9 protein-coding genes are annotated in these 11,298 nt (G+C 66.4%); 7 read left to right on the top strand and 2 right to left on the bottom strand.

Annotated features, from left to right (window positions below):
* Positions 1 to 11: 11 nt before the first annotated feature.
* From JOF56_RS47485 to JOF56_RS47455, 7 genes are all read left to right on the top strand, one after another.
* Entirely contained in the window at positions 12 to 1,586 is a 1,575-nt protein-coding gene (locus JOF56_RS47485; protein WP_209646075.1) for an ABC transporter substrate-binding protein, read from the top strand.
* Positions 1,583 to 2,578, top strand: a complete 996-nt coding sequence (locus tag JOF56_RS47480; protein ID WP_209646074.1) for an ABC transporter permease — start codon at positions 1,583 to 1,585, stop codon at positions 2,576 to 2,578. The genes JOF56_RS47485 and JOF56_RS47480 overlap by 4 nt, the downstream gene beginning before the upstream one ends.
* Positions 2,579 to 2,586: 8 nt before the next feature.
* Positions 2,587 to 4,512: a dipeptide/oligopeptide/nickel ABC transporter permease/ATP-binding protein gene (locus JOF56_RS47475; protein WP_209646073.1), complete on the top strand. Its 1,926-nt coding sequence runs from the start codon at positions 2,587 to 2,589 to the stop codon at positions 4,510 to 4,512.
* Positions 4,509 to 5,270: an ABC transporter ATP-binding protein gene (locus tag JOF56_RS47470; RefSeq protein WP_209646072.1), complete on the top strand. Its 762-nt coding sequence runs from the start codon at positions 4,509 to 4,511 to the stop codon at positions 5,268 to 5,270. Before JOF56_RS47475 ends, JOF56_RS47470 begins: the two co-directional genes overlap by 4 nt.
* 16 nt (positions 5,271 to 5,286) lie before the next feature.
* Positions 5,287 to 5,670 (top strand): RidA family protein, encoded by a 384-nt coding sequence (locus tag JOF56_RS47465; RefSeq protein ID WP_209646071.1) that lies wholly within the window; start codon positions 5,287 to 5,289, stop codon positions 5,668 to 5,670.
* On the top strand, positions 5,667 to 7,280 hold the full coding sequence (locus JOF56_RS47460; protein ID WP_209646070.1) for a M61 metallopeptidase family protein: 1,614 nt from the start codon (positions 5,667 to 5,669) through the stop codon (positions 7,278 to 7,280). Before JOF56_RS47465 ends, JOF56_RS47460 begins: the two co-directional genes overlap by 4 nt.
* Positions 7,281 to 7,419: 139 nt before the next feature.
* Positions 7,420 to 8,955, top strand: a complete 1,536-nt coding sequence (locus tag JOF56_RS47455) for an alpha/beta hydrolase (protein ID WP_209646069.1) — start codon at positions 7,420 to 7,422, stop codon at positions 8,953 to 8,955.
* A 79-nt stretch (positions 8,956 to 9,034) separates the two neighbouring features.
* On the opposite strand, the gene JOF56_RS47450 is transcribed toward JOF56_RS47455, so the two are convergent.
* A complete protein-coding gene (locus tag JOF56_RS47450; RefSeq protein WP_209646068.1) occupies positions 9,035 to 10,369 on the bottom strand; it encodes an MFS transporter in 1,335 nt (444 codons plus the stop codon).
* 43 nt (positions 10,370 to 10,412) lie between these two features.
* On the bottom strand, positions 10,413 to 11,225 hold the full coding sequence (locus tag JOF56_RS47445; RefSeq protein WP_209646067.1) for an IclR family transcriptional regulator: 813 nt from the start codon (positions 11,223 to 11,225) through the stop codon (positions 10,413 to 10,415).
* Positions 11,226 to 11,298 lie beyond the last annotated feature (73 nt).

The raw sequence follows: 11,298 nt of genomic DNA, 5'->3' as shown, positions 1-11,298 counted from the left end.
CGGAGGTCCCCATGAAGCGCCAGACCAAGTGGAAAGTCTCAGCCGCGGCCCTGTGTCTGGCTCTGGGGACGGCAGCCTGTTCGCCGTCCGTGGGAAGCGCCTCCGGCGCGGCGGCCTCGATCACCGTGCTGATGACGGCGGACGTGCCGAACCTCGACCCTGCGATGATCCCGAGCGTCGACAGCACTCAGCTGAACTACTTCCTGTTCGACCGCCTGATCGATGTGGACGACGCCACCGGCAAGGTCTCGTCCAACCTGGCCGGTGAGTGGAAGATCGAGCAGACCCACGCGCGTTTTGTCATCAAGCAGGGCATCACGTGCAGCGACGGGACACCGCTGACGGCGGCGACCGTCGCGGCGAACCTCAACAGGATCAAGGACCCGGCAGTGAACTCGCCGACCGTGACGACCTATCTGGGCAGCAAGGACTACACGGTCACGGTCGACGAAACCGCCAACGCGGTCGACATCACGCTGCCCACGCCCCAGGGCTTCCTGGCCAACCAGCTTTCCGGCGGGCCGAGCATCGTGTGCGACTCGAGCCTGAAGAACCCGGACTCGATCAAGAGCCGGCCGATCGGCTCCGGGCCGTACGTGCTGAAGGAGACCGTGGCAGGCGACCATTTCACGCTGGAGCGCCGGGACGGCTACACCTGGGGCGCGGGCGGCGCCACAACGGCCGAGCCGGCAATGCCCAAGACCGTGGTGATGAAGATCGTCACCGACGAGAACACCCGGGCGAACCTGATGTCCAGTGGTGACGCGAACCTCACGATCATGAGTGGCGGCCGGCTCAACCGGTTCAAGACCGGCGGCTACACGGTGCAGAAGCTGCAGGGCACCTCCTACGATCTGGTGTTCAACCAGCGGGCCGGTCACCCCGGCGCCGATCCTGCGGTCCGTAAGGCGCTCGGCCAGGCGATCGACCGCAAGGAGTTCGCCTCGATCCAGAGCGAGGGGCAGTCCGAGCCGTTGCAGGGCCTGCTTGAGACGGGCCGGCCCTGCGTGGATCCCGCTGCCACCGGTCCGAGCATCCCGCCGAGCGACCCGCAGGCGGCTGTGGCCGCGCTCACCAAGGCGGGCTGGACGAAAGACGGCTCCGGAGTGCTGCAGAAGGACGGCAAGCCGCTGGCACTCACCCTGGTGGCCAGTGACGTCAACCGGGCGGCCACGGAATACCTCCAGAAACGCCTGACCGACCTCGGCGTCCAGATCAAAGTGGACGGACGGCCGTCGGAGCAGGCGTCCGGTGTGCTGTTCGCCGGCACGGAATGGGACGCGGTCGTGGTGGGGATGACCGCCGCCACCCCGACCGGGCTGGCCTTCCTGCTGCGCGGCCCGGTCAGCCCGCAGGGATCGAACTTCGCCGCGGTGGACAACAAGGAGTTCGCCGACCTCGCGACCCAGGCCAGGACGCTCGGCCAGCAGGGCTGCCAGATGTCCCAGGCGGCGGAGAAGTCGTTGTTCGTCAACTCCGACGTACTGCCGCTTGTCGCTGTCGGCCCGTCGGTCGTCGGCAAGGGCATCAAGTTCGACGCCGCCCGCAACGTGGTCATGCCCACCTCCTTGCGGACCGGGGCATGACCACCACCGCCGAGGCGCCGGTCGCCCGGTCACGAGGCTGGCGCGAATCCCCGTGGACTGGGTTCCTTCTGCGGCGGACGGGCTCGTTCGTGTTCGCCCTGTGGTTCGTGCTCACCGCGGTGTTCTTCCTGACCAGGGCGATCGGCGGCGACTCCGTCCGGGCGGCGGCCGGTCTGACCGTGACCCCGGAGTACGTCGCGGCCCGCCGGGCGGCGCTCGGCCTCGACGATCCGATCCTGACGCAGTACTGGCACTTCCTCGTCCGGATCGTCCACTTCGACTTCGGCGAGTCGACGGTGAGTGGTCAGCCGGTGCTGGCGAGCATTCTCGACCGGGTGCCGTACACCTTCCAGCTCGGGCTGTACGCGTTCGCGCTGGCCGCGATCGTCAGTGTCCCGTTGGGAATGTGGGTGGCCACGCGCACTCAGTCGGGCCGCAACCGGGCGCTGGACACCGGATTCAACTCGGTGACCGGGTTCTTCGCCTCGGTGCCGGACTACTTGCTGGCCGTCGGCCTGGTGCTGGTGTTCTCGGTCGGCCTCGGGGTGTTCCCGGCCGCGGGCGGGGCAGGGCCGAGCGCCTTCGTGCTGCCGGTGCTCACTGTTGCCTTCGGACCGATCGCGGTCATCTCCCGGCTGGTCCGGGTGGAGACCTCCCGTGTGCTGCAAGAGGACTACATCCGCACCGCGCGGTCCAACCATCTGCGCCCGGCCACAGTGCTGTTCCGCCACGTGTTGCCGAACGTGCTCACCGCGACCCTCACCTACGCCGGGATGCTGCTGGCAGCGTTGCTCGGTGGCACGGTGATCACCGAGAACGTGTTCGCCTGGCCCGGGATCGGATCGCTGCTGGTGAAGTCGTTGCGGCTGTACGACTATCCGACCGTCGAGGGGGCCGTCGTGATCACCGCGGCGACCGTGCTGATGATCAACCTGCTGGTCGATCTGCTGCTGGCGGCGGTGGATCCGAAATCCCTGATCGTCAGGAGCTGATGTCCGACATGGCCCCTCAGAAGCAGCGGCACTGGCTCCGGGCCGCACTGCGTACTCCCGGCGGTGCGGCCGGTGCCGGGCTCGTCGCCGCCCTCGTCCTGACTGCGATCTTCGCGCCGGTCCTGTTGGGCGGCACGGCTGTGGACTTCCGCCCGGCACAGGCCAATCTGGGTGCGTCCTGGCAGCATCTGTTCGGCACGGACGAGCTTGGCCGTGACATCCTCGCCCGAACCCTGGTGGCCGTACGGCTTTCCCTGCTCACCGCAGCAGGAGCGGTGATCATTGCGACTGCCGGTGGGGTGCTGCTCGGCGCGCTGGCCGCTGTGCTGGGCAAGGTCGCACGGCAGGTGCTCTACCAGGTGACCTCCGCCGCCACGGCTTTCCCACCGGTGCTGGTCGGCGTGCTGGTCGCGGTCATGCTGGGCCGATCCAGCTGGGCGGCGATGATCGGTCTGGCGGTCGCCGGAATTCCCGGCATCGCCAGGGTGACGCTCAACCTGTCGACTTCGGTGGCCGGTTCGGAGTTCGTCACCGCGGCGAAGGTGATCGGCGTGCCACGCGGCAGGATTCTTCTTCGGTACATTCTCCCGTCGGTCGCCGGGCCGCTGCTGACGTCCCTGGTGCTGTCCATCGGGTCGGCCATGCTTTTCCTGTCCGCCATCAGCTTCCTGGGGCTGGGCACCCAGGCTCCGGGCTTCGACCTGGGCAGCCTGATGACCAGCGGCCTGGCCAACGTCTACACCCTGCCGATGGCCGCGGTCGGGCCCGGCTTGGTGATCGTCCTGGTCGGAGTCGCGTTCAACCTGCTCGGTGAGGCGCTGGGCACGGGAATCGACCCACGGCAGCGGGCAGCGATCTCGTCCCAGGGACGGGTGCCCAAGGGGGACAAGCAATCCGCGACGACCAGGACCGCGCCGAGGCCTGCGAACCAGGACGCTGTGCTCGCCATTGAGGACCTGCGCGTGACCATCGACAAAGCCGGGGACACGGTCGAACTGGTCAGAGGGGTGGATGTCTCGGTCGGGCGCGGCGAGATGCTGGGCATCGTCGGTGAGTCGGGCAGCGGGAAGACGATGACGCTCAGCGCGATGTCACGCCTGTTGCCGCCTTCGGTGACCTACAGCGCCGACCGGCACGAGTTCGCCGGAGAGGACCTGCACCTGGCCGACGAGGCACGGTTGCGCCGCGTGATCTCCAACCGGATGCCGATGATCTTCCAGGACCCGATGTCGTCACTGAACCCGGCACTGAGGATCGGCACCCAGCTCGGGCAGAAAGTACTCGCGCACAACCGGACCAGCCGTGCCGAGGCGCGTAGTCGCGTCGTGCGCGTGCTCGAATCGGTGCTGATCCCGCTCCCGGCCAAGCGGGCCAGACAGTACCCGCACGAACTGTCCGGCGGGATGCGGCAACGAGTGATGATCGCGATGGCACTGCTCGGCGAGGCCGAGGTGATCCTGGCCGACGAACCGACCACCGCGCTGGACGTCTCGGTCCAGAAACAGGTGATGGACCTGCTGACGGCCATCAACCGGGAAAAGGGTGCGGCAGTCGTGCTGGTCTCGCACGATCTTGCCCTGGTCGCCCAGGTCACCACCCGGATCGTGGTCATGTACGCGGGCCGGATCGTCGAAGAAGGCACCACGGCGGACATCGTCGGCAAACCACTGCACCCGTACACCCAGATGCTGCTGGGTGCCGTGCCGGACCTGTCGCGTGGCACGGACGAACCATTGACCGCCATTCCCGGCGTGCCACCGAAACCCGAGGAACTGACAGGTGGATGTTCCTTCGCGCCGAGATGTCCACTCGCGACTGATCGCTGCCGTGCCGAAGAACCTTCTCTGCAACGAGGTCCGGACGGTCGTGCAGCGGCGTGCTGGCTGGTCAATGACGCCGTTCCGGCCCCGTCGGCGGCAAGGAGTGCGGTATGAGCGAGCTCGCGGCCACCGGGCTGTCGGTCCGGTACGGATCCGGCAGACGCGCCCACATGGCGCTCTGCGATGTCACAGTCGCGTTGAACCGAGGGGAGTCACTCGGCCTGGCCGGTGAGTCAGGCAGCGGAAAGTCCACATTGGGCAAAGCGCTCGTCGGGCTGCTGGATCCGTACGCGGGTGAGGTGAGCTGGGCGGGCAAGCCACTGTCGGCGCTGCCGCGGCGCGGGCCGGGCTCCCGTTCACGAACCCTGCAGCTGGTCTTCCAGGACCCGAACTCGTCGCTCAACCAGCGCATGACTGTCGGCGCGACGATCGCCGAGGCGTTGGTGGTCAACCAGATCGAGGCCGACGTACCCGTTGAGGTGGCCCGGCTGCTGGAAGTGGTCGGACTGGATCCCAGGGACGCGGGCCGTTATCCGTACCAGTTCTCCGGCGGTCAGCGACAGCGCATCGCACTGGCCCGGGCACTGGCGGTCCGGCCCGAGGTGATGATCTGTGACGAGATCACCAGCTCACTGGACGTCAGCGTGCAGGCCCAGATCCTCAACCTGCTCAGGGACATCCACCGGGAGACCGGGATGGGCCTGATCGTCATCTCGCACAACCTGGACGTCGTGCACTACCTGTGCCGCACAGTCTGCGTGCTGCGCAACGGAGAGATCGTCGAGCACGGGCAGACCGAGCAGGTGTTCACCGATCCACGCGACGAGTACACCCGCGAACTGCTCGCCGCGGTACCGAGATTGCCAAGTTAGGGACAAGGGGACAGGCATGCCGAAGATCAGCGTCAACACCGGCTCCGCGCTGGGAGCCTACTCGTCCGCAGTCGTGGCGGGAAACCACTGCTACGTCGCGGGCACAGGCGGCTTCCTGCCGGGCACGACCACCATTGTGGACGGTGGCGTCGATGCCGAGATCCGCCAGACCATGGAGAATCTCAAGGGCACGCTGGAGCAGGCGCGGTTCAGCCTGGAGTCGGTGGTCTCGCTCACCTGTTACCTCAAGGACATTGCCGACTGGGGCCGGTTCAACGAGATCTACCGTGAGTACTTCCCGTCCGAGCCTCCGGCTCGTGCGGCCGTCGCGGTCAATGAGATGCCTGCCGGGGCCAACATCGAGGTGACCGCGGTCGCATGGCGAGAGGACATGGCGTGAACCAGCCGCAGATCGTCCTGACACTGAAACCGTCCGCCCAGCTCGACCGCATCAGCGTGACGACAGTGCTGTCCAATGTGTCCGCGACGCCGGACAAACCCTTCCTGCAAACGCCGATCGTGATCGCGAGTGTCCGGACTGTGGTCTACGGCGACGGTGACGTTGTCGCCTCCGACGCCGCGGGCCCGCTGCCGCTGACCATCACCGAGGACCTGTCGGACACCAGTGGATTCGGCCAGTTCAGGTTGTTCACCGCAGGCCGCACGAGCGAGGGCGACATCACCTTGCAGTACAGCGCACCGATCACGCCCGCGCTGTCGCCACGCCGCCCTGGGCCGTCCTACGACCTACGCGGCCACGATGGCGGTTTCGCCGGCGCGGGCTTCGGGTTCCTGATCCTGCCCAAGGACGACGAACGCGTCTACCAGATCGCCCTGAACTGGGACCTTCGTGAACTCGCCGAAGGCGCCCGGGGCGTCTCGACCCTGGGCGACGGCAACGTGATCACCACCGGACTGGTCGAAAGGCTCTACAGCACCTTCCTTGTCGCCGGCGCACTGCACTGTGCACCGGAGAACGCGGGAAGCCTCGCGTTCAACGCTTTCTGGCTCGGGACACCGAACTTCGACGCACCCGCGACCATGGCATGGACTGTGCGGTCGTTCGACGTGCTCCGGGAGTTCTTCGACGAGCGGGATCTGCCGCCGTACTACCTGATCGGCAGAGCACATCCGAACCCTCGGGACGGTGGCGCGGCCACCGTGAACGGATTCATGATCGAGTACGGTCCGGTCGAACGCCCGGACGCCGCGCTGAGGTTCATGTTCACCCACGAGATGTTCCACCATTTCGTGGGCGTGCTGGACGGTCCGTACGGCACCAGTTCCTGGTTCGGCGAAGGCCTGGCCGAGTTCTACAAGGTGCGCCTGCCGCTGCGGGCGGGACTGCTGAACGCGGCCGAAGCCGAGGCGGAGATCCGTTCGATGACCGACAGCTACTACGAGAACCCCCGCAACCGGCTGCCGAACGACGCGATCGCGGCCGAATACTGGAAGGACTCGTTGGTCCAGAACCTGGCCTACCACCGCGGCATGATCTACTTCGCCGACGTGGACGCCAAGGTCCGGGCCGCCTCCGGGCAACAACGGTCCCTCGACGACCTGCTACTGGCCATGTTGGACAGTCGCCGCAATGGCACAGGTTACGACGAGGCGGCCTGGCGCCGTGTCTTGCGGGCCGAACTCGGCGACAGCGGCATCCAGGACTTCGAGGCAATGCTCGCCGGCGAGTTGATCGCCCCACCCTCGGACGCCTTCGGTGCGGACTTCGAACGCACCACCGTCGACGTAGTCCAGTTCCAGCTCGGCTTCTCCGACCGCTGCCTGCTCGACACACCGCGAGTCATCAAGGGCCTGATCCCCGCAAGCGCCGCAGCCAAAGCAGGGCTGCGTGAAGGTGACGTCGTCGTCCGCAACGACGACGCGGAACAAGCCCGCAAGAACATGGCTCCGGTATTTCACCTCGACGTGCGGCGAGGCGACGAGGTCATCCCGATCCACTTCAGCACACAAGGCGAGCTGGTAGGCAAATACGTCTGGACCAGAAGGTGACGGCGCAAGTCGCCGTATTGCCCTCTTATCCGAGACACGTGGGAGACCGGAACAAGACGTCCGTCGGTTGGCAATCCCAAGATCGGCTTGGCAGGGTCGGCCGGGCCTCTGGGAAATCGACGAATGGAGGGACGGACTCTTGCATCCGATCACGCGCGCGTTCATCGCGCTCGTCAGCGGGGCTCTGGTGCTCAGTGCCGGTCTGACAAGCGCTCAAGCAGCGGAGATCGAGGCTGTTCAAGTCGCGGCCATCGACTGGAAACCGTGTCCTGAGGACGCGACGGCCGAGTGCGGGTCGCTCAGGCTGCCGATCGACTACGCCAGGCCGTCAGCGGAGAAGTTCGGCCTGGCGGTCGCTCGGCGCAAGGCGACCGATCCGGCGAAACGAAAGGGGATCATGCTGATCAACCCGGGTGGACCGGGTGGCTCCGGGGTCGATTTCGCCCTTGAAGCCAAGACCTTCTTCAGTGCCGACATCCAGTCCCGGTTCGACATCATCGGCTGGGACCCGCGCGGTGTGGCCCGTAGCCAGCCGGTGAAGTGCTCGCAGGACGTGCTGATCAAGGCGCCTTCGTCGTACCCGGCCAACCAGGCGGAGTTCGACGCGCTGGTCAAGTTCAACCGGGAGCTGCGGGCGGACTGCCGCAAGCGCAGCGGCGCGATCGCCGATCACGCCGACACCGGCGCGACCATCCAGGACATGGACGCGATCCGGCGCTCGCTCGGTGAGAAGAAGATCAACTATTACGGCGTGTCCTACGGCACGCTGATGGGCCAGCAGTACGCCGAGCGGTACGGCGACAAGATCCGGGCGATGGTCATCGACAGCAACATGGACCACAGCCTGGACAGGTGGGGCTTCGCGGCAACCGAGGCGGCCTCCGCGGAAAGCTCGTTCAACGAGTGGGTGAAGTGGTGCGATCGCACGGTTTCCTGTGCGCTGCACGGCAAGGACGTCGCCAAGGTGTGGGACGGCCTGCTGGCCAAAGCCGACCGCGGCGAGGTGGTGAATCCGGACGAGCCCACGCAGAAACTCACCGCACGCGACATCATCGGTGCGGCGTTCGGCGTGTTCTACAGCCCGAACTGGAAGCAGTGGGCCGAAATCGTGGCCGAGCTGGACAACCAGAAGCCGGCGTCGCAGCGGCGGGCGTTCTCCGCCGACGAAGAGGTCAACGATGTGTTCCAGGCCGCGTTCTGCGCCGACTGGAGCATGCCTGTACGCACCTTCGACGAGTACAAGATGCTGGCGGCGACCGAGAACGCCATCGCGCCGCACATGCGCGGCGGCGCATTGGGACACACCGCGATCACCGGGTGCATCGGCCTGCCGGAGAAGGTCAACAACCCGCAGCGCCGGCTGAACATCAAGAACTCACCGAAGATCCTGATGCTCAACGCCCTGTACGACCCGGCGACCCCGTACTCGTGGGCGGTCAATGCGCACCATCAGTCCCGTGACAAGACCGTGCTGCTGACCTACGAAGGCTGGGGTCACGGCGTGTACGGCCGCAGTGAGTGCACCACGGTGCCCATCGACGAGTACCTGGTGACTCTGAAGACGCCGCAGGTCAAGCGTTGCGCGGCTGTGGAGCCAGCCGTCGCGGCGCTGAGCGCGGGCAAGAGCAGGCTGCCTGCCGGGCCGAAGCCGGGTATCCCTGGCTGGATCCGCTAGCACCAGCACACCTGACACTCACCTGACACCGGGCGGCAGGCGAGCATCGTCAAACGCCCGCCTGCTGCCCACGGGCCTCTCATGTGCTGGGTTGCTCCGCGAGGTGCGGGTCCTGCGTGCGGCGGCTCGAGATGCCGAGTACGACAACACACAGTGCCGCTGTCAGAAGGGGTATCGCGAAGAGCCGGAACACGCTGTCCGGCGACCAATGGGCGGCGAAGAGGTAGCCGACGAAGATGGGCGAGACGATCGAGACCAGACGGCCCGCGCCGATCATCCACCCGGTTCCGGTCGCGCGTGCGCGTGCCGAGTAGACCTGTGGGCTGAGGGTATAGAAGCCGACGATGCCGGCGGTCGTCAGCAAGCCGAGCACGGCCGCGATGATCATCGCCGTGGTGGTCTGGTGGAGGATGACGGCGAACACGACGAAGGACAGGGCAGCGACCACGAGAGTGCCCACCAGCAGTCGCCGGACACCTACGTACACAGTCAGCAGGCCGAACGCGACGCAGCCGACGATGCCGCCGAAGTTGGCGATGGTCCCGAACGTCACGCCCATGGTGGTGTCCCCGGTGACGGTGGCCATGATCTTCGGCGTCCAGGTGTTCGCGAAGTAGTAACCCGCGGTCAGTACGCCGTAGCCGAGCCAGAGCATGATCGTGCGCAACGCCATCCGGCCGGCGAACACCTCCCGGACGACACCTTGCTCAACGGTCTGCTGCTCGAGGCCCGGCAGTTCGGTCAGGCGAGGGCGGCCCATCCTGTCGAGGATGTCGTTGACCCTCTTCAGCGCGTTTGGGGGCCGCTTCGAGAGCAGGAATTCGAGTGACTCGGGAAGGTAGCGGATGCTGACGAGCAACATCAGCGCCGTGATCACCGCGCCGGCGATGAAGACGGACTGCCAGCCGAGCAGAGGGATGAGCGGGCGGGCGATGAATCCGCAGAGGGTGGCGCCGATCGGGAAGCCCGCGGCGTAGATGCCCATCGCGACACCGCGTCGCTTGTCCGGGGAGAGTTCAGCGACCAGGACGTTGAGGTTGGCGACCATGCCGCCCACGCCGAGCCCGGTGACGACCCGGGCCGCGAACAGCCACCACACGCCGGGGCTCAGGACGGAGGCGACCATGCCGATGGTGATGATGGCAACGGCGATGATCGTGAGAGGCCGGCGGCCGATCCGGTCCGCGACAGGTGTCAGCAGGATCGAGCCCGCGGCCATGCCGAACAAGCCGGCGCTGAGCAGGTAGCCCAATGCGACCTCGCCGATTCCCCATTCCTTGGACAGCACTGGTGCGGCATAGGCCATGACTGCCACGTCATAGCCGTCCATGAAGATGAGCATGAGCACGATCGAGATCGCGAAAATTTGATAGCGACTCATCGGGGCGCGCCTGATGGTGTCAAGAATGGTCATACCGCACATCCTTGTTGCGGGTCCGGAGCGCCTGGCTCAGAATTCAGTCGGGATTCATCGCCCACAGGTGCGAGGGTGCACCGAATTGGCGGGAGAGTTTTGTGGAACTCGCGAGCAGTTGTTCCGCCAGCCATTTTCGTGGCCCGGCGTCAATCCGGTCTTGCGGACCTGTGATGGTGAGGGCGTAGCAGATCTCACCGTTGGCGTCCCAGACCGGAGCGCTGATGGCGTCGTAGCCGGGCATTTCCGTCAGCGCCTGCATGGCGTAACCGTCCCGCCGGACGGCGGAGCGGATGGATTCGATGTGCCGGACCGCGTCCGGCCCAGTGATTCCCTCATCCGCGAGTTCCCGCAACGCGGGCCGATTCGTCATGCCCGGGTCGAGGTAGCCGATGAACACGTTGCCGCCGCCGGTGTGCAGGATGGACGCGACGCCGTTGCGCAGGTCGAAGATCCCCCAGGGGGTGCCTGCCTTGTTGAAGACGATCACCGGGCCCATCTCGGTCCAGATCGCCACCGCGACCCCGAGACTGGTGTGTTCCCGCAGCCGCAGGGCCTCCTCTCTGATGACCTCGTACTTGTCGAGCGAGGTCATCGCGGACATGCCGAGCGCGGCGAGACTCGGCCCCAGCGCGTACGCGCCCCGGCTGCTGGACATGACCATGCCGGTCCGCACGAAACTGGACAGGTAGTTGTGTGCCTGGCTGGGCGAGATCCTCGCCCGGCTGGCGACGTCTTTCAGCGCCACTGGTTGCGGGCCTTGTTGGATGGCGACGAGAACGCGGTAGCCGGTTTCGATCGCCTGAATGCCCTTGGACTCTTTCCCCGCTTTCGCCGGAGTCAACAGCGGAACCACCTGTCCTTACGAGTCGGGCCGAGGTAAGACAGCCGATTTTACCGTACGGGTCGCTCGGTGGTTTTTGCCGTCG

Origin of the sequence: Kibdelosporangium banguiense, from assembly GCF_017876405.1 — a bacterium.
Classification (GTDB): Bacteria; Actinomycetota; Actinomycetes; order Mycobacteriales; family Pseudonocardiaceae; genus Kibdelosporangium; species Kibdelosporangium banguiense.
This window is presented reverse-complemented; position numbering and strand designations above follow the sequence as displayed.